At 61.9% G+C, this 17,462-nt stretch carries 17 protein-coding genes; 10 read left to right on the top strand and 7 right to left on the bottom strand.

Annotated elements, in window-relative coordinates; translation table 11 throughout:
• Nucleotides 1-63: 63 nt before the first annotated feature.
• A complete protein-coding gene (locus L1069_RS17670; protein WP_129371822.1) occupies nucleotides 64-312 on the top strand; it encodes an EF-hand domain-containing protein in 249 nt (82 codons plus the stop codon).
• Nucleotides 313-432: 120 nt separating this feature from the next.
• Here the strand turns inward: L1069_RS17670 and L1069_RS17665 are convergent, their stop codons facing one another.
• Genes L1069_RS17665 through L1069_RS17640 form a run of 6 tightly spaced genes read right to left on the bottom strand, consistent with a single transcriptional unit; the run spans nucleotide 433 to nucleotide 5,335 of the window.
• The gene (locus L1069_RS17665) at nucleotides 433-657 is read right to left on the bottom strand and encodes an NnrT protein (RefSeq protein WP_237456560.1); all 225 of its coding nucleotides are present in this window, start codon (nucleotides 655-657) and stop codon (nucleotides 433-435) included.
• Entirely contained in the window at nucleotides 654-845 is a 192-nt protein-coding gene (locus L1069_RS17660; protein WP_134829219.1) for a hypothetical protein, read from the bottom strand. Before L1069_RS17660 ends, L1069_RS17665 begins: the two co-directional genes overlap by 4 nt.
• Before the next feature lies 1 nt (nucleotide 846).
• Complete coding sequence (locus tag L1069_RS17655) at nucleotides 847-2,724, bottom strand: VWA domain-containing protein (RefSeq protein ID WP_237456559.1); 1,878 nt, start codon at nucleotides 2,722-2,724, stop codon at nucleotides 847-849.
• Nucleotides 2,725-2,728: 4 nt separating this feature from the next.
• Nucleotides 2,729-3,523: a CbbQ/NirQ/NorQ/GpvN family protein gene (locus tag L1069_RS17650; RefSeq protein WP_129371826.1), complete on the bottom strand. Its 795-nt coding sequence runs from the start codon at nucleotides 3,521-3,523 to the stop codon at nucleotides 2,729-2,731.
• 3 nt (nucleotides 3,524-3,526) lie between these two features.
• Nucleotides 3,527-4,870 carry a cbb3-type cytochrome c oxidase subunit I gene (locus L1069_RS17645; protein WP_129371827.1) on the bottom strand — a complete coding sequence of 448 codons (1,344 nt, stop codon included), beginning with the start codon at nucleotides 4,868-4,870 and terminating at the stop codon, nucleotides 3,527-3,529.
• Nucleotides 4,871-4,882: 12 nt separating this feature from the next.
• On the bottom strand, nucleotides 4,883-5,335 hold the full coding sequence (locus L1069_RS17640) for a cytochrome c (protein WP_129371828.1): 453 nt from the start codon (nucleotides 5,333-5,335) through the stop codon (nucleotides 4,883-4,885).
• Between the two features lie 124 nt (nucleotides 5,336-5,459).
• Here L1069_RS17640 and L1069_RS17635 point away from each other — a divergent pair, with 124 nt between their 5' ends.
• The 4 genes from L1069_RS17635 to L1069_RS17620 all read left to right on the top strand — a co-directional run bounded on the left by L1069_RS17635 (nucleotide 5,460) and on the right by L1069_RS17620 (nucleotide 6,740).
• A complete protein-coding gene (locus tag L1069_RS17635; RefSeq protein ID WP_129371829.1) occupies nucleotides 5,460-5,672 on the top strand; it encodes a hypothetical protein in 213 nt (70 codons plus the stop codon).
• 176 nt (nucleotides 5,673-5,848) lie between these two features.
• On the top strand, nucleotides 5,849-6,055 hold the full coding sequence (locus tag L1069_RS17630; RefSeq protein WP_129371830.1) for a cold-shock protein: 207 nt from the start codon (nucleotides 5,849-5,851) through the stop codon (nucleotides 6,053-6,055).
• Nucleotides 6,056-6,199: 144 nt separating this feature from the next.
• Nucleotides 6,200-6,430: a DUF982 domain-containing protein gene (locus tag L1069_RS17625; RefSeq protein WP_129371831.1), complete on the top strand. Its 231-nt coding sequence runs from the start codon at nucleotides 6,200-6,202 to the stop codon at nucleotides 6,428-6,430.
• A gap of 112 nt (nucleotides 6,431-6,542) precedes the next feature.
• Nucleotides 6,543-6,740, top strand: a complete 198-nt coding sequence (locus L1069_RS17620; protein ID WP_237456558.1) for a hypothetical protein — start codon at nucleotides 6,543-6,545, stop codon at nucleotides 6,738-6,740.
• Nucleotides 6,741-6,953: 213 nt separating this feature from the next.
• On the opposite strand, the gene L1069_RS17615 is transcribed toward L1069_RS17620, so the two are convergent.
• Nucleotides 6,954-7,649: a Crp/Fnr family transcriptional regulator gene (locus L1069_RS17615; protein ID WP_129371833.1), complete on the bottom strand. Its 696-nt coding sequence runs from the start codon at nucleotides 7,647-7,649 to the stop codon at nucleotides 6,954-6,956.
• A 241-nt stretch (nucleotides 7,650-7,890) separates the two neighbouring features.
• Here L1069_RS17615 and L1069_RS17610 point away from each other — a divergent pair, with 241 nt between their 5' ends.
• The 5 genes from L1069_RS17610 to L1069_RS17590 all read left to right on the top strand — a co-directional run bounded on the left by L1069_RS17610 (nucleotide 7,891) and on the right by L1069_RS17590 (nucleotide 17,105).
• The gene (locus tag L1069_RS17610; RefSeq protein ID WP_237456557.1) at nucleotides 7,891-9,099 is read left to right on the top strand and encodes an NnrS family protein; all 1,209 of its coding nucleotides are present in this window, start codon (nucleotides 7,891-7,893) and stop codon (nucleotides 9,097-9,099) included.
• A gap of 107 nt (nucleotides 9,100-9,206) precedes the next feature.
• Nucleotides 9,207-10,208, top strand: a complete 1,002-nt coding sequence (locus L1069_RS17605) for a cytochrome c peroxidase (RefSeq protein ID WP_129371835.1) — start codon at nucleotides 9,207-9,209, stop codon at nucleotides 10,206-10,208.
• Nucleotides 10,209-10,233: 25 nt separating this feature from the next.
• Nucleotides 10,234-12,612, top strand: coding sequence for a response regulator (locus tag L1069_RS17600; RefSeq protein WP_237456556.1), 2,379 nt, complete (start codon nucleotides 10,234-10,236; stop codon nucleotides 12,610-12,612).
• 236 nt (nucleotides 12,613-12,848) lie between these two features.
• Nucleotides 12,849-14,933 (top strand): peroxidase family protein, encoded by a 2,085-nt coding sequence (locus L1069_RS17595; RefSeq protein ID WP_237456555.1) that lies wholly within the window; start codon nucleotides 12,849-12,851, stop codon nucleotides 14,931-14,933.
• A 240-nt stretch (nucleotides 14,934-15,173) separates the two neighbouring features.
• The gene (locus L1069_RS17590) at nucleotides 15,174-17,105 is read left to right on the top strand and encodes a CoA-transferase (protein ID WP_237456554.1); all 1,932 of its coding nucleotides are present in this window, start codon (nucleotides 15,174-15,176) and stop codon (nucleotides 17,103-17,105) included.
• Nucleotides 17,106-17,462 lie beyond the last annotated feature (357 nt).

Raw genomic sequence — 17,462 nt, 5'->3', positions numbered from 1 at the left:
CCACGGCACACGGAACACCGTGGCCGCTGGTAACGAGCCAAACAAATAAATGGAGTGTCTCACATGAAAAAATTCGCACTGACCGCCGCCGCCTTTGCTGTTCTGACCGCTGCGCCGCTGGCCGCAATGGAATCCATCACCGAGGCCGACGTGGACGGTAACGGCACCTATTCGCTGGAAGAGCTGCAGGTGGCCTTTCCTGATCTGACTGCAGAAACCTTTGCCACCATTGACGCCAATGCCGATGGCGAGGCTGACCTGGCCGAGGTGAAGGCAGCGGCGGATGCCGGCCTGCTGGCAGCGGCCGGCTGAACCCGCGGCAAGGCGGCTCTCCCCCCGAAACCGGGCCGCCTTGCCACTTTGTGTCTCCCCCACTGTTAAATGGTGCCACGGCCCTGCGTTGCGGGGCCTTTTTACGTGTGATGATGCTGCTTAGCCTTTGTCTGCCTGTTGCATCAGCCGGGCGATGTGACGGGCGAAGACAAATGTGGCGGGCAGGCCCAGAAGCAGCCCCCAGGCGACCGATTCATAGGGGGTCAGCACCCGCCAACCGATCCAGCTGCCAATCAGCGAGGCAAAGAAGATATTGACCGCGGCAGCCCCCGCCCCGAACGGGTAGAGCGCCGCCAGCAGCCGCCAGGAGGGCTGCGGTGTCATCGCCGGCTCACCAGGTACTGGACAAACCCCAGGCTGATGATCAGCGCGATGGAGCCCACCAGGAACCAGAACTCCGCGGTTTCGGTCTGCGGCTGCGGGATCGGGCGCTCGAATGCGGCGGCAAAGGCGCTGGAGGGGGCCAGCAAGGGCAAGCAGAGGGAAAGAGTAGGGGCGAGGATGCGTTTCATCTCAGTGCTCCATGGTCAGGGATTGATAGATTTCCGGCAAGGCGCGCGGCAGCCGGGCCGGGTCGGGCAAGAGAGTAAAGCCGGCACGGCCAAAGATGCGGGCAAACCAGTCCTGCCCGTCGGCGTCGATCACCACGCCGTGCACCGACTGGCCCAGGGCGCGGGCCTCGCGCACCGCCATGCGGCTGTCCTCGATGCCATGCACGCCTTCGTAATGGTCCAGATCATTGGGCTTGCCGTCCGTGATGACCAGCAGCAGGCGGCGCTCGGCGCCTTCTGCTGACAGCTGGGCCGAGGCATGGCGGATCGCGGCGCCAAGCCGGGTGTAGTGGCCGGGTTTGAAGCCGCCGATGCGGGCGGTGACCGCCTCGGACATCCCGTCATCGAACCCTTTGGCGCGGGTCAGGAACACCCGGTCGCGGCGCAGGGAGGAAAACCCCCAAATGCCCAGCCGGTCCCCCGCGGTGGCAATGCCGCCTGCCAGCGCCGCAAGCGACTCGCGCGCGGTCTCAATCACCGGGCGGTCGCCGACCGTGGCCTCGGTGGATCGCGAGCAGTCCATCAGCACTGCCACGCTCAGGTCGCGGGCCATCGGGCGGCTGGCCTGCCAAACCCGGTCGCTGCCCTGCTGGCCGCAGGCCAGATCGACATGGGATTTCACCACCGCTTCCAGATCCAGCTCATCGCCGTCCAGCTGCCGCGGCAGCATCACCCGGCGCGGGTGCAGCGGTGCAAACTGTCGGCGCACCCGGGCGACCAGCTTTGGATCGGGATGGAAGCTGTCGGCGGGCTTGCCCTCGGCCTCCAGCACGCAGGTGTGTGCGGGCATGTGCTTGCCCAGGCGGTGGTTCCATTCGGGATAGGTGAACTGCCCCGCCAGCCGCTCGTGTTCGGCGTCCTGCGGCGACAGGTCCAGCGAGATCCGAAGGCGCGAGGCAGCCCGCTTCATATGCTGCGAGAGGGTGAGATTGTCCTGATCCTCTGCCGCTTTCTGGGCGTTCTCGTTGTCGTCGTCATCCACCATCCGGTTGATGTTCAGGCTTTCAGCCCAGGACAGGATGGATTCAAACCGGTGGACGATGAAGCTGTCCTTGCGGGTGGTCTGGTCCTGATCCTGCCGCTTGGCCGTTTTGCGGGTGGAGACGGCGAGGCCGGGGGTTTTCATCTCTTCCGCCTCAGGCGCTGCCCCCCTGCCCGCCTGCGGAACTGGCAGGCGCAGCCAGAAAGGCACCGGCTGATAGGTCCGGTAGCCGCGCGGTTCGGTGCAGGTGCAGGGTTCGGCGACCCGGCAGTCGGAACCGATCTGATCCAGCACCATCCGTTCAATCCGCGCCTCGGACCGCGGCAGGCCGCTGCGCTTGCGGGTCTCGGCCATATGGGCGCAGAACGCCCCATAGGCAGACCGCAGCCCCGGACAGGCGGCAAACACCCGATCGGCTGCGCGGGCATTGGCCGCGATCTCCAGCTGGTCGGCCTGATAGCGGTCCTCGTTGCGTTCCGGCAGGTCTATCGTGGCGGCCATCGCCGCCAGCCACAGATAGGCCTTGCGGTTCAGCGCCCTGCTGGGAAAGGCAGCCATTTCCGGCGGCAGGCGCAAGCGCTCGCCGTCGAAGCTGGCCATATGCGCCATCTCCCGCGGAGTGCCGATGCGGCGCAGCCGGTCCGGACGGTGGTCCGACAGCACCGAGGGCGCCGGTTGGATTTCCACGCCCCCGGCCCCGCCCAGCGCCCGGAACAGCGCTGCCAGGCTGGCGCGCATGTCCTCAAACCGGACGGTGTGTTCCGCTTCGTCCCCGGCGGCGCCGATCCGTGTGGCCATGCCGTGCCACAGGTTGCCAACCGTTTCTTCGGGTTCCAGAAGGTCGAGAGCGTGGATCATGGCATCACCCGTAGACGCTGGCGGCAAGGTCGCGCAGCGCTTGGCTCACGTCAGCCTCGTCGCTGAGGGGTTCGATGATGGCGGCCTCTACCGCGCGCTCCACGCTCATGCCTTTGGCGATCAGCGTCGCGGCATAGATCAAGAGACGGGTGGAAACCCCCTCCTCCAGGTCCATGCCCGACAGCTTGCGGATATGGCCCGCCAACCGCACCAGTGCGGCAGAGCGGTCCGCGTCCAGCCCGCTTTCAGACGCGACCACGGCGGTTTCGGCAGTGGCTTCGGGGAAATCAAAGCTGATCGACAGGAACCGCTGCCGGGTCGAAGGTTTCAGCTTTTTCAGGATGTTCTGGTAGCCGGGGTTGTAGCTGGCGACCAGCATAAAGGGTTTTGGGGCTGACAGTTCTTCGCCCGTGCGGTCGATCACCAGGCGGCGGCGGTCGTCGGTCAAAGGGTGCAGCACCACGGCCACGTCTTTGCGCGCCTCAACCACTTCATCCAGGTAGCAGATACCGCCCTCGCGCACGGCGCGGGTCAGCGGCCCGTCGACCCAGACGGTTTCGCCGCCCTTCAGCAGGTAGCGCCCGATCAGGTCAGCGGCGGACAGGTCATCGTGGCAGGCAACGGTGTGCAGCGGCAGGCCCAGACGGGCTGCCATATGTTCCACAAACCGCGTCTTGCCGCAGCCGGTCGGCCCCTTCAGAAGAAGGGGCAGACCGTTGGCTTGGGCCATCTCGAAGACGGTGCATTCATCGCCTGCGGGACGGTAGAAGGGTACGGAAGGCATGTTCATCGCATTCATGGCTTACTCTCCCGGTACGGCCGCGGGGCCGGGCTTGATGACTTCGCGGCGGACCACGACGGTTGCGTAAATGAACAAGAGCGCGCCCAAAACCACCACCACGCCAGAGCCGAGACGCATCAGATAGAACAGTCCCAGCTGGTCCTGCACATCCATGTAGTAGTCGCCGACAATGCGCTGCATGTGGGTCTGGATGGTGCCGGCAAAGGTCAGCACAAAGGTCATAAAGGCCATGCCGCCGGTCATCAGCCAGAAGGATGCCATGTTCAGCACCTGGTTATAGGGATCGCGGTTGCGCAGATGCGGCATCGCATAGGTGAACATCGCCAGGTTCATCGCCACATAGGCGCCGTAAAACGCGAGGTGCCCGTGGGCGGCGGTGATCTGGGTGCCGTGGGTATAGTAGTTCACCCCGTGCAGCGTATGCAGGAAACCCCAGACGCCGGCGCCAAAGAAAGCCACGGTCGATGCACCCAGCGACCACAGCAGCGCGGCCTTGTTCGGGTGGTTCTTGCGGCCTTTCCAGACCATGACAAAGGCAAAGCTCATCATCGCGAAGAAGGGGATCACCTCAAGAGTTGAGAAGATCGAGCCGACCCACTGCCAGTAACCCGGTGTGCCGATCCAAAGGAAATGGTGGCCAGTGCCCAGGATGCCGGAGAACAGCGCCAGGGCTACGATGACATAAAGCCATTTCTCGACCACTTCGCGGTCAACGCCTGTCAGTTTCAGCATCAGGTAGCCAAGGATTGCGGCCATCACCAGTTCCCAGGTGGCTTCCACCCAGAGGTGCACAACAAACCACCAGTACATTTTATCAAGGCTGAGGTTGTCCGGGTTGATAAAGGCAAAAACCCACAACAGCGACAGCAGCCACAGGCCCATCAGCAGGATGTTGGTGATCGCGGTCTTGCGGCCCGCCAGCACGGTCAGCGAGATGTTCACGAGGAATATCACTGCCGCGACAAGAATGCCGAACTTGACCCACAGGGGCTGTTCCAGGAACTCCCGCCCGCCGTGGATGCCCACGAGGTAAGAGCCGACCGCGCCCAGAGTGCCGACGACAAGAATGGCCAGCTGGATATAGGCGAGTTTCACCGAGAAAATCTCGCGTTCGGACTCCTCGGGGATCAGGTAATAGGCGGCGCCGAAGAAGCCCAGCAGCAGCCAGACAATCAGCGCGTTGGTGTGCAGCATGCGCACGATGTTGAAGGGCAGCAGCTCGCTCAGCGTGTTGGGCCAGACATAAATCCAGCCGGCAAGAAGCCCGCCAAGGACCTGGATTGCAAACAGGCCCATTGCCACCATGAAATAGGCATAGGCCACCTTTTGTGATTGATACTTCATTGTTTCTCTCCCTCAGCCCGCGTCATTCGGAGGCCAGTTCTGGGTATCAGTCTGATCCGCCCAGCGCAGGAATTCAGAAAGGCCGCGCATTTCTTCCTCGGTGATCTCGAAATGCGGCATCTGGCGGCGGCCCTCGACACCGGACGGCTGGGCTTCCATCCAGCCGTTCAGCATTTCATAGGCGTCCTCGGGTTCGTCCAGCACGCCCCAGCGGGTCATTACGTTGCCGACTTCAGGGGCGAAATAGGCGCCCTCGCCATGCAGGGTGTGACAGTTGATGCAGGAGTGACGCTCCCACACATGTTTTCCCAGCCGCACCGCGTCGGTCAGTTCCATGCCAGCAGTGGAGGTCTTGACGATGTAGCGGTGGCTGTGCGCGGTCATGGCCACGAACACGACAACGAAGAACAAGGAGCCCCCGTAGAACACGTTCCTGGCCCGCGACTTGGTAAGTATCTCTGACATATCGCGGTCCTGAGTACAGTTGCGGATAGGGTCTGCCTAAACCCGCGCACCGCCGCGTATGTTGTTAAAGCGCAAAGACCGGACCCATTGCTGCACGCAAGATGCAAGAAAAGGAGGACACGCCATGCGACGCCCCGATTTCGACAACCCGGATTTGCCCCTGGCAGACCTGTTTCATCACTGGCCCGCCTGCGCGGCCGAGTTCATGCGCCGCCAGATGATCTGCCCCGGCTGCCCGATCGCCCCCTTTCACACGCTGATCGACGCCTGCGGCGAATACGGGCTGGAGGAGATGGATTTCCGGGAGCAGTTGCGGGGAATGATAGGAGCCAAGTAAAACTATTTGCAAGATATCGCTGCAGCTCTCTTGCAATCATGGATCGCATACCCCATCTCGGTCCAGCAAAGCTTCTTCTTAGACCTTCTGTTTCCTAACGGCCCCAGTTGTTCCTATGTCGACACTGGGCCGGGCTATCGCGTGTTGCGGATAGCATTTATCAAGGAGACGACACGATGGCCAATGGCACCGTGAAATGGTTCAACTCGCAAAAAGGTTTTGGTTTCATCGCGCCCGAGCAGGGATCGCGGGACATCTTTGTCCACATTTCTGCTTTGGAACGCGCTGGCATCCAGCAGCTTGACGATGGCCAAGCCGTGACTTTCGACATCGAAAGCGGTCGCGACGGACGTGAGTCCGCCAGCAATCTTGCGCTTGCGTAAGCCATTGCAGGCATGAAACTATTGACGGGAGCATTCTTGAAATGCTCCCGTTTCCTGCGTCTGCCCTGTTTAAACTGCAGATGCGGTTCTCTTCCAAAAATTACCGAAAGAACAATCTTGATAGAAATCTCTTGGGGTTCTCCCATGACCATTTTCCTGCCCTCGGAAGGCCGGACACAAAAAATCTCGACGATTGAACAAGCCCATTTCTGGCTGCAGAAAGCCTGGCCGGTTTCCGATCGCAACAGAAACATTGCGCTTGAGAAAATTGATGCTGTCATGGACTGTCTCGCCCCCGTCGGCGCCGCACGCGCAGCTTTCCTCTCTGCTGTTGACACTGCTGGGTTTCAAACGGACTCCCGCACCGCCGCTTAGACCGCCGCGCCTTACTCATCCGGTCCCTGCCGCACCTGAGAGACAAAATATACTGAACGTTCGTCCGCTAAAATAAATCCTGCCCCGGAATCAATCCAGTTAGAGTGACCAGATGACCAAGCTAAACATCGAAGAATTGGGCCTGGCCGGTCTGTCCCGCAAGGAAACAGCGATCGAAAAGACCTCACGTGCAGCGCGTGAAATCCTCGACGACGAAAACGAGCTTCGGCGCAGAAAAATTGAGCGTCTTAAACGGACCCGGCTTCAATATGAGCACGGTAGTCAGCACCCCGAAGACACTCAGCAATAATGACACCGGCCAAGAAGTATCGTGCCTGCTGAACACCGGGCATAGCCCGCCCGCAGGCCGGCCAGGCGGCAATCGCAGCGAATGGCTTGTGCAGTTTCTGTGTGCAACGTGTGCCTGCGCATCAAGGAAACCTGCCCCGCTTGGCGTTCCGGCTTCTTGCCCTAAAAGTTACCTGCGCTGCCAGCGGGACACCTCCCGGTCTTTCAGCCGCCCCTACCCCTGTGCGCCGCTCAGGACCACCAGCCGGTGCGGGTCGGTGACAACGATATGCTTGCGGGTGGAATGAACGATGCCGTCCTTTTCCCAGGCCGACAGCAGGCGGCTGACGGTGTGCAGCGTGGTGCCGGTCATCTCCGAGATATTGCGGCGGGTCACTGGAAAAGCGATCTCGATCCCCTCCTCCACCTTGCGGCCCGACTGGGTCACCATCCGCAAAAGCGCCGCCGCCACCCGTTGCTCCACTGCTTGCGTCGCCAGTTCGGTGATCCTTGTCTGCATCTCCCCCAGGCGCTGGCCCAGGGTGCTGTAGCTTTCGGTGGCAAAGCCCTGGTACTTGGCGGTGAACTCAGCCCACAGCCGCACCGGCCAGGACAGCGCCAGCGATTCCGAAGCCGCCACAGCCGTCGCCGGATAGGTGTCGCGGTTCAGCGCGGGCGCTATGCCGAACAACTGGCCCGGCGAGATATGCAGCGCGATGATCTGCTCGCCGCCTTCGGTGGTTTTCACAACACGGATGTAGCCGTCCAGCAGCAGGTGGAAGCGGTCGGCGTCATGGCCTTCGTGAAAAACCTCATTGCCCTCGTCATAGCGCCTGGGCAGGGCTTGATCGAGTATCTCGCGGATCTGGCCGCGCTCCAGAAGGTTGAAGGGCGGCAGCCCGGTCAGGAGGCTTTCGTCGAGCTTGGACAAGAATGCACCGCAAGTTTGCTGAAGGACAAAGAGATGACCCCGCCGTTATCGCATAGTGACGCCAGAGGAAACAACCGTGCGGGAAAAACGGGAACCCGGATCCGGGGGAGCCTCCCTCCCCCCTGCCTGCCGGTGCTGATCCACGGGGTTCGGCGAAAGATTGCGTCCCTTGCGCCGAACCGGCGGGCGGCACCTGACCAGTGCCGCCCGCCTTTCTTTGATTGGACACTTGGAGGCCGAAATGGCTGCGCGAACCGACTATTCTGGACCCGTCCTGTTTTCCTTCGGCTTCAGGCCGTTCTTTCTTGGGGCCTGCCTGTTTGCCCTGCTGGCGATCCCCGCCTGGCTGCTGATCTGGCAGGGCACGCTTGTGTACAGCGGACCGTTTCTGCCAACCGACTGGCACATTCATGAGATGATCTTTGGCTACGGCGCGGCGGTCGTGGCTGGCTTCCTGTTCACCGCAGTGCCCAACTGGACCGGGCGGATGCCTGCGCGCGGCTGGCCGCTGGCGCTGCTTTCAGGCCTTTGGCTGCTGGGCCGGATCGCCGCTGCCGGCTGGCTGGGGCTGCCGGCGCTTGGGGTGATGGTTGCGGACTGCGCCTTTCTGGCCGCTGTGGTTGTGATGATCGCGCGCGAAATCATCGCGGGTGAAAACTGGCGCAACCTCAAGGTTCTGGTGCCGATCACCCTGCTGGGCCTGGCCAATGCCTGCTTCCATATTGAGGCGATGACCGAGGGGGCGGCTGATATCTCGCGCCGTTTGGGAATTGCCGTGCTGATCTTTCTGATCATGCTGATCGGCGGGCGGATCATCCCCAGTTTCACCCGCAATTGGCTGGCCAAGAACGGCGCAGAGAAGATGCCGGTCCCATTCGGCAAATTCGATGCCGTGACCCTCGCGTCGGGTGCTTCCGCTTTGCTCGCCTGGACCGCAGCGCCCTGGGCTGCCGTCAGCGGTGTGCTGCTGTTGGCAGCCGGGCTGTTGCACGTCCTGCGATTGGCACGCTGGTGCGGGCTGGCCAGCCTGGGTGAGCCGCTGCTGTTCATGCTGCATGCGGCCTATGCGCTGGTGCCTGCAGGGCTGATCGCCGCCGCGGCAGTGCCATTTGGCTTGCTCGAACCCGCCGCAGCCGCGCATATCCTGGGTATCGGCGCTGTTGGCGGCATGACATTGGCCGTCATGATGCGCGCCACCATGGGTCACAGCGGCCGGCCGCTGGTTGCAGGCCCGGCTTTGACCGCTGCCTTTGCGCTGGTCATTGCGTCTGCCGCTTTGCGGGTTGCAGGCAGCACTGAACTGGCCGCGGGCTGGACCGGAATCACCGTTTCCGGAGGTTTATGGACCGCAGGGTTTGCGCTGATGGTGCTGAAAACCGGGCCTTGGCTGGCAACCCGGAGTGCGGGATCCAAGAAAGTGTCAGGAACGCAGGCCCACAACCGGACCTAGAGCACATGTAAGGCCTTAAAGACGGCAAAGCTTACGCAAATTTAACAGCCTTCTCAGAGAGTGTTATTCCGGGTAACTAGGCTTTGGATAGTGTGGGGAGGTCCTAAATGCAGTGGAAAGCTGCTGCCGCTGCTGTAGTACCGCTGCTGCTATGGGCCGTCCAAAGCCTGGCGCAACCCGCCGGGCTTGACGCATTCAAGCGGCCCGCTGCCGTGCCATTCCCGGAGGCTGCGCCCTACAGCCGTGAAATTGCCACCTTGGGCAAAATGCTGTTCTTTGATCCGCGCCTGTCCGGCGGACAGAACATCAGTTGCTCAAGCTGCCACAACCCTTCTTTCGGCTGGGAAACCCCGGTACCCAAGGCCATCGGCGCTGCAAACAAACCCGTGCGCCGCCATGCGCCGACACTCCTGAACGCGGCCTGGATCACCCCGCTGTTCTGGGACGGGCGCGCGGACAGCCTGGAAACGCAGGCCATTGGGCCGATCACCGCTCCGGATGAGATGAACGCAACCTTTGACGGCATCACCGCCCGCCTGACTGCGGTGCATGAATACAAAACCTGGTTCGATCGCCTGTTCCCCGGGCGGGGGATCCGCAAGGAGACCGTCCTGACGGCACTCGCCACCTACCAGCGCACGATTGTCAGCGGCGTGGCCAGTTTCGACCGCTGGGTAAGCGGGGATGCAACTGCAGTGCCGGAGGCCGCCAAACGCGGCTTTGCGCTGTTTAACGGGCGGGCGAATTGCGTGTCCTGTCATTCCGGCTGGATGTTCACGGACAACCAGCTGCATGACATCGGAATTCAAACAACCGATCTTGGCGGCGGCGGCCTGACACCGCCGGACCCGGAGATGAACTACCGCTTCAAGACCCCCGGACTGCGCAACATCGCTCTGCGGGCGCCGTATATGCACGACGGTTCGCTCACCTCATTACGGGAGGTGGTCCGCCATTATGCCGACGGCGGCAGTGCCAAGGCATCCCGAATGCCGGATATCGAAGGTTTTGCCGCCACCGAAGCGGACATCACCGACCTGATTGCCTTTCTGCAGACGCTGACGGATACCGGAACCAATGTGCCAACCCCTATTCTGCCGGCAAACTGATGCGCATGGCTGAGGGTCCCCGCTTATGAATATCAAACGGTCCACCGTGCTGCCGGTTCTGGTGATTGCGGTTGCAGCACTGCTTGCGGCACTGCTGATCGGCAGTATGGCGATGTATGCCTCCAGCCGGAAAGACGCAGTGCTGGAAGCCTCGCTTGAGGTGACCCGGCGCACCAGCGGCGTCAGCACCGGCATCACGGCCGCCGAAGTTTATGCCCAAGACGTTCTGGCGATGACGCGGCTGATCCCGCAGGAAGACGTGGCCAGCCAGTTTCAATCTTACCTCAAGGAAATCAACAGCGATCTCAGCGCCTTGCTGAAGCAACCGCTGCCTGGGCCGCTGCGGGCCGAGGCTGAAACCCTGAATCAGACGTTGACGGAGTGGTGCGAATTGGCGGTTGTGCTTTTGGGCATCAAACCTGCAAAGGACATTCCCACTCTCAGCACATTGATGATGAGCAGCGAGGCGGTTACCCGGCAAGCTGCCACCGTGACCGGCCTGGCGGCTGTGCATGCGGAACAGGCCATCGCGGCGGCGAACCGGGCGTTGTCCCGTATTTTTGTTCTGGGGCTGACCGGCACCGCGCTGCTTATGCTTGCAGCACTGATTTTTGCCATTCGCAAGGCGCATGCCGTCTCCGGCGCGATGCAATTGGCGGCTTCCAAGCTGCGGCGGCTGGCAAGCCGCGAGCAATTTGCGCCCTCACAGGAAGCAAGTGAGATTTCTGCCGTATTTGCGGCGCTGGACACATTGGAAACCAGTCTGGAGGAAAAGAAGCGGATCGCCGAGCGGCTGCAGCAGGAAAAAGCCCGGGCGGAAGCTGCCACCGAGACCAAATCCCGCTTCCTGGCAACCATGAGCCATGAGATCCGCACGCCGATCAACGGGGTTCTGGGGATGGCGGAAGTGCTGAATGAAACCAGCCTCACATCTGAACAGCAATCCTGCACCGGAACCATTCTGGCATCGTCCGAGGCGCTGCTGCGCATCGTCAACGACATTCTCGATTTCTCCAAGCTGGAGGCCGGAAAAGAGCAGATGCTGGAGCAGCCCTTTAACCTGCGCGACGTGATTTATGACGTCGCCACGCTGATGTCGCCCAGCGCATCCGCCAAGGGGCTGGAAATCTGTATCGACATCCCGGAGAACACGCCTGCCGTCTTTACCGGCGACAGCGGCCGGGTGCGGCAGATTCTGATGAACCTGGTGGGCAACGCGGTAAAGTTTACTCTGGAAGGTTTTATCAGTATCACACTCAACTACGACGCCGGCCATGCTATTCCACTGTGCATTGATGTGCGCGACACCGGGGTCGGCATCCCCAATGACTGTATCGGCCAGATCTTTCATGCCTTCGAGCAGGTCGAAAGCACCACCGCCCGGCGATTTGAGGGCACCGGTCTGGGCCTGGCCATCTCGTCCCGTTTGGCGCAGGCCATGGGCGGGCGGATCGATGTGGACTCGGAGAGCGGCACAGGGTCCTGTTTCACTGTCTGCCTGACGCTGCCTGTTGCCGCTCCTGCGCCGGTCCTTTCCCGGCCGCTTGCGGGCAAACTGGTGGCTGTGGCCGCGGATCTGGCCTTTGCCCGCGACGTGCGGCAGCGCCAGCTGGCTCTTTGGGGGGCAGACACAATCGCGCTTCACGGCATGGACGGGCTGCTGGAAAAAGTGGCGGCAATGGCTGCGGAACAGCGGCAGCCGGATCTGGTGCTGGTTGAAACCAGCCTGCCGCTGGAGCAAGCCAGAAACCTTTGCCGGAGCCTGCACAGCTTGCCCGGGTGCCGGGAGATGCCGATCGTTTTCTGCACCGGCGGTCAGATGCTGGCCGAATATGAAGTGTTGAAGGAGTGCAAGACGTTGCGTGTGCTGATGAAACCGGCGCGCAACAAACTGCTTTTGCAGACCCTGCAGGAGGTCTTGAACTCCGGTGCGCCGCAGGCTGCCGCCGCGGTGCCGCCCAGCGCCGGGCAAACAGCCGGGCAATTCAGCCACTTGCGCCTTCTGGCGGCTGAGGACAACCGTACCAACCAACTGGTTTTGCAGAAAATGCTGGCCCCTTCCGGCATTCAGCTGACCATTTGCAGCAATGGGCAGGAGGCGGTGGACACCTTCGCCGCACATCGTTTCGATCTGGTGCTGATGGACATGTCGATGCCGGTGATGGATGGCATTGAAGCCACCCGCCGCCTGCGGGCCTGGGAACAGGAGAACGGCCGGGCGCCCTGCCCTGTCCTTGCGCTGACCGCCAATGTGCTGAGCACCGACGAAGCGGCCTGCCGCGCTGCAGGCATGGTTGAATTTCTTTCCAAGCCGATGCGCAAGCAGCTGCTGCTGGAACAAATTGCCAAGTGGACTGATACGCCGTCTGCCACTGATGCAACGCTGCAGGCCCGGCAAGCCTGACACGCAGGGTCCCGGCCTATTGCTTTACCTGTGACGCGATGGCGCTGATCCGCCATGAAAATCACGACAATACACAAAATCACACTAAATCGTGATATAATGGGCGCCTGCCTGTGTCCCGGTTTGAGTGCATTTCCGGAACCTGGGAAGGCGTTTACCGGCACCGCTCGCACAGGGATGGCGCGCCGCACACAATGGCAGTTTTGGTGAAAGTTAATGAGTGATTGGGGGATCACATGTCCAGTTTACAGATCGGGGCCGCACGCCCCGCCGATGGCTATGCCGCACATTCCGAAAATCCAGACTGGGGGGCAACCGGCACCGGCCTGCTGCATTTAGCGCCCAGCGGCCTGACTTCTGACGGCGGCATGGCCGGGGCGGACCGGCCCAACCCGCGTGAGATTTCCAATATCCTGTCTGCGCAAGACGGCGGCACTGTGAATGCTGCAGGCGCGTCGGACTTCCTGTGGATCTGGGGGCAGTTTCTGGATCATGATCTGTCGCTGACCGGGACCGAAAGCGAGACCGGGGCAGATATCGAAGTCCCGGCGGGAGATCCGTTTTTTGATCCTTTCGGCACCGGTGAGGCGGTCATTCCCTTTACCCGGGTGGCGCAGCAGGACGGTGAGTATCTCAATGAGATCACCGCATTTATCGATGCCTCCATGATCTATGGCTCGACGGTGGAAACTGTCGCAGCAATGCGGGACGAAGGCGGCAGGCTGCGGATGACCAAGGACGGGTATCTGGGCCGGGATGGCGACGGTTTCCTGACCGGGGATGTCCGCGCCGCGGAAAATGTGGCCCTGTCCTCGATGCACACGATTTTCACCCGCGAGCACAACCGGCTGGTTGAGGAACTGGCCGCAAGGGATCCAGGCCTGACAGACGGCCAGCTGTTTGAGGCTGCCCGCGCCCGGGTCGAAGCGCTGGTGCAAAGTGTCACCTTCAAGGAGTTTCTCCCCCTTTTGATCGGCCAAGACGCGCTTGGGGCCTATCAGGGCTATGACCCGGACGTGAACCCCGGCATTGCAATCGAGTTCTCTACTGCCGTGTTCCGGCTGGGGCATACGCTTTTGCCGGCCAATCTGCAGCTGGTGGCAGCTGACGGAACCGCCGGTCTGCTGGCGTTGCGGGACGCGTTCTTTCAGCCGCATCTGTTGAAGGAACCGGACATGATCGAAAACGTCATGCGCGGTGCTGCAACCCAAGCGTCCGAAGCTGTAGACACTATGGTGGTCGAGGATGTGCGCTCGTTCCTGTTCGGGCCGCCTAGCGCAGGCGGGCTGGACCTGGCAGCGCTGAACATTCAACGCGGGCGCGATCTGGGTGTCGCCAGCTATAATGACCTGCGCGAAGCGCTTGGCCTTGCCCGGGCAGAAAGCTTTACCGATATCACGAAGGATGCCGGTCTGGCGGCAAGACTGGAAGATGCCTATGGCGACACCGATCTGGTCGATGCATGGGTTGGCGGACTGGCCGAAGACCCGTCCGGCGACGGGCTGCTTGGGGAAACCTTTACCACGGTTATGGTGGACCAGTTCACCCGCCTGCGCGACGGCGATCCATTCTGGAGTGAAGGACGCGAGGGTATTCCCGCCAGCGAGATGAAGGCGCTATGGGAGACAAGCCTGTCCGATATCATTGTGCGTAACACCGATATCAGCGCCATTCAAAAAGACATCTTCATGGCGATGGACAGGGCTGCCGGCACAATGGGCGATGACACCCTTGAAGGCGGTGCCGGACGTGATTTCATGTTCGGCAATGATGGTGCAGACAGCCTGGCTGGCCGGGCCGGCGGCGATGACCTTCAGGGGGGCCGCGGCAAGGACACGCTTGCTGGCAACCAGGGGAACGATTGCCTGGACGGTGGCGCTGGCCGGGACCGCTTGAATGGCGGATCCGGGGAAGACTTCATCTTTGGCGGCACTGGAAAAGATCATCTCACAGGGGGGCAGGACAACGACGAGTTGTCAGGCGGGCGCGGCATGGACAGGCTGTCCGGGAACAAGGGCAACGACACGCTTGACGGTGGCCTGCATGCCGACACTCTGACCGGCGGCGCCGGGAATGACCTGCTGACCGGCGGCGCTGGCGGCGACTGTTTTCTGTTCCGGACACGGCACCATGGGGATGACACCATAACGGATTTCGAACTGGGCCTGGATGAAATCAAAGTGACAGGCCCAATGCGCCGCACATTGTCTATTGAGGACACAGAAGGCGGTCTGAAATTCTCGGATGGTGCAAACTGGTCCGTGTTGCTGGAGGACATCAGCATGGGCGACTGGTTTCAATCCGGCGACAGCCTGTTCTGACCGCAACCGGGCTGATGCACGGCCACCTGGATGAGACCCGCCGCCCGCCGCATCGGCAACAGCCGGCCGCCGATCGGAAACTTCGCCCCGGCCCGCGGGGCGTGATGTCGTATGTCCCCCATCCGCTGACGCAATCAAAGGACAGGCGCCGTCTGGCCCGCGGCTAGAATGCCCGATCAGTTTCCGCAAGGCCGCAAAGCCCAAGCGGAAGGCGACAGGCATCGGGGAGGACGCGCCGCCATGAAAGACAAGACAACCACCACCGAACAGGCCATGGCACTGATCCGGGACGGGGATGTCGTGACCACCACCGGGTTTGTGCAAAGCTGCATCCCGGAAATGCTGCACGCGGCCTTGGAAAAGCGGTTCATCGAGGAGGGCGCGCCCCGCGACCTGACGCTGATCATGTGCGCAGGCGCCGGCGACAGCAAGGGATTGGGGACCGGACGGCTGCACCACGACGGGCTGCTGCGCCGGGTGATTGCCGGCAATTTCGGCCGCATGCCCAAGGTTGCGCAAGCAGCACAAGAGAACAAGATCTGCGGCTACAACCTGCCGCAGGGGGTAATCTCGCAGCTTTACCGGGCCTGCGCGGCGGGCCAGCCGGGGCTGTTCTCCAAGGTCGGCCTGCACACCTATGTCGATCCCCGCCATGGCGGCGGCAAGGTCAACAAGGTGACCGAGGAGGACATTGTCCGCTACCACAAAGTCGATGGCGAGGAATGGCTGTTCTACAAGGCCACCAAGATCGACGTCGCCTTTATTCGCGGCACCAGCGCCGACCGCTCCGGCAACATCAGCATGGAGCGCGAGGCGCTGACGCTGGACTGCCTGGCCCAGGCAATGGCCGCCCACAACAACGGCGGCATCGTCATCGCCCAGGTGGAGCGCATCGTCGAGGACGGCTCGATCAAGCCGAAGGACGTGAAGATCCCCGGCTTGCTGGTGGACTGCGTCTGCTTGGCGGACGATCCGGACATGCACCGGATGAATTACGGCGTGCAGCATAACCCTGCCCTCTCCGGTGAAATCCGGGTGCCGGTGGAGGGCATCGCCAAGATGCCGCTGGATCAGCGCAAGATCATCGCCCGCCGCGCCGCCTTTGAACTGCCGCCCAACGGGGCCGTAAATCTGGGCGTTGGCGCCCCCGACGGCGTCGCGGCGGTAGCAAACGAGGAAAAGGCCACCCCCTATATCACCCTCACAACCGAGGCCGGCGCGGTCGGCGGTGTGCTGGCAGGCGGTTCCAGCTTCGGCTCCTCAGCCAATGCTGATGCCATCATCGACCAGAACCAGATGTTCGATTTCTACGACGGCGGCGGGCTCGACCTCACCTGTCTCGGCATGGCGGAATGCGACGCCGAAGGCAGCGTCAATGCCTCCCGTTTCGGCGGCCGCCTGAATGGCTGCGGCGGCTTCATCAACATCTCGCAGAACTCGCGCGCGGTGGTCTTTGCCGGCACGTTCACCGCTGGCGGGCTGAAGGTTGCGGTTGAGGACGGCAACCTGCGCATCGTCCAGGAAGGCCGCAACAAGAAGTTCGTCCGCCTGATCGAACAGATCACCTTCTCCGGCCCTTACGCCTCGCAGCGCTCGCAGCCGGTGCTTTACGTAACCGAACGCTGCGTGCTGCAGCTGACGCCCAAGGGACTGGAACTGATCGAGATTGCGCCCGGCATCGACCTGCAGCGCGATATCCTGGATCAGATGGAGTTCAAGCCGATCATCGAGAACGTCAGCCCGATGGATCCGCGCATTTTCCAGGATGAGCAGATGGGGCTGATGAATGACCTGCTGAACCTGAACCTGTCGGAGCGGGTCACTTATGATGCCGCACGCCACACCATGTTCCTCAACCTCGAAGGCTGGAGCGTCAAGAAGAAGCGCGACATCGAGGACCTGACCCGTGTCTTGCAGGATGCCTTTGTCAAAAGCGGCCAGGATGTGAGCATGGTGATAAACCAGAACGGCTTCCGCATTGCCGAGGATCTGCAGGATGCCTATGCGGCATCGGTCGGCCGGACACTGGAGCGCCACAGCGCCTCGATTGCCCACTACACCACCAGCGCCTTCATGCGCCTGAAGATGCAAGGCACCCTCGCCAGCCGCAGCGTGCAACCGCATATTTTTGAGAGCGGCGAAGAAGCGCATCAGGCCATTTGGGGGTCCTGAAGCGGACACAAGCCCGCGCCAGCCCGTATCGGGCTGGCCACCCCTTCCGCACCCATCCGCGCGCGCCGGAGAACCGGTCCGGCCGTTCGTTCCAGCACTTGGCAGGCGCACAAAACATGTCATGTAAAAGATCCGTAAGCCCTTAAGGTAAATACGGTTTCCAAGGGCATCGGGTTGCCGCCAGCTGATGAAAGCCCGGGGCCATGCAGATTTTCTAACGAGAGCCGGACAGGAACTGCATTTTTTTTAAAAACCCTCTTGCACCCCCTCGCAACAAACTTTAGACAGCGCCTCACCGATGGGGTGTAGCCAAGTGGTAAGGCAGCAGTTTTTGGTACTGTGTATCGTAGGTTCGAA

The sequence above is a fragment of the Leisingera sp. MMG026 genome, from assembly GCF_021654205.1.
In the GTDB taxonomy this organism is placed as follows: domain Bacteria; phylum Pseudomonadota; class Alphaproteobacteria; order Rhodobacterales; family Rhodobacteraceae; genus Leisingera.
The sequence above is the reverse complement of the archived record's forward strand: the minus strand, read 5'-3'. Positions and strand labels throughout refer to the sequence as shown.

Excerpts from the sequence above, each read along its gene's own strand:
- L1069_RS17670 (WP_129371822.1), top strand. The coding sequence starts at position 64 with ATGAAAAAATTCGCACTGACCGCCGCCGCCTTTGCTGTTCTGACCGCT.
- L1069_RS17665 (WP_237456560.1), bottom strand. The coding sequence starts at position 657 with ATGACACCGCAGCCCTCCTGGCGGCTGCTGGCGGCGCTCTACCCGTTC.
- L1069_RS17660 (WP_134829219.1), bottom strand. The coding sequence starts at position 845 with ATGAAACGCATCCTCGCCCCTACTCTTTCCCTCTGCTTGCCCTTGCTG.
- L1069_RS17655 (WP_237456559.1), bottom strand. The coding sequence starts at position 2,724 with ATGATCCACGCTCTCGACCTTCTGGAACCCGAAGAAACGGTTGGCAAC.
- L1069_RS17650 (WP_129371826.1), bottom strand. The coding sequence starts at position 3,523 with ATGAATGCGATGAACATGCCTTCCGTACCCTTCTACCGTCCCGCAGGC.
- L1069_RS17645 (WP_129371827.1), bottom strand. The coding sequence starts at position 4,870 with ATGAAGTATCAATCACAAAAGGTGGCCTATGCCTATTTCATGGTGGCA.
- L1069_RS17640 (WP_129371828.1), bottom strand. The coding sequence starts at position 5,335 with ATGTCAGAGATACTTACCAAGTCGCGGGCCAGGAACGTGTTCTACGGG.
- L1069_RS17635 (WP_129371829.1), top strand. The coding sequence starts at position 5,460 with ATGCGACGCCCCGATTTCGACAACCCGGATTTGCCCCTGGCAGACCTG.
- L1069_RS17630 (WP_129371830.1), top strand. The coding sequence starts at position 5,849 with ATGGCCAATGGCACCGTGAAATGGTTCAACTCGCAAAAAGGTTTTGGT.
- L1069_RS17625 (WP_129371831.1), top strand. The coding sequence starts at position 6,200 with ATGACCATTTTCCTGCCCTCGGAAGGCCGGACACAAAAAATCTCGACG.
- L1069_RS17620 (WP_237456558.1), top strand. The coding sequence starts at position 6,543 with ATGACCAAGCTAAACATCGAAGAATTGGGCCTGGCCGGTCTGTCCCGC.
- L1069_RS17610 (WP_237456557.1), top strand. The coding sequence starts at position 7,891 with ATGGCTGCGCGAACCGACTATTCTGGACCCGTCCTGTTTTCCTTCGGC.
- L1069_RS17605 (WP_129371835.1), top strand. The coding sequence starts at position 9,207 with ATGCAGTGGAAAGCTGCTGCCGCTGCTGTAGTACCGCTGCTGCTATGG.
- L1069_RS17600 (WP_237456556.1), top strand. The coding sequence starts at position 10,234 with ATGAATATCAAACGGTCCACCGTGCTGCCGGTTCTGGTGATTGCGGTT.
- L1069_RS17595 (WP_237456555.1), top strand. The coding sequence starts at position 12,849 with ATGTCCAGTTTACAGATCGGGGCCGCACGCCCCGCCGATGGCTATGCC.
- L1069_RS17590 (WP_237456554.1), top strand. The coding sequence starts at position 15,174 with ATGAAAGACAAGACAACCACCACCGAACAGGCCATGGCACTGATCCGG.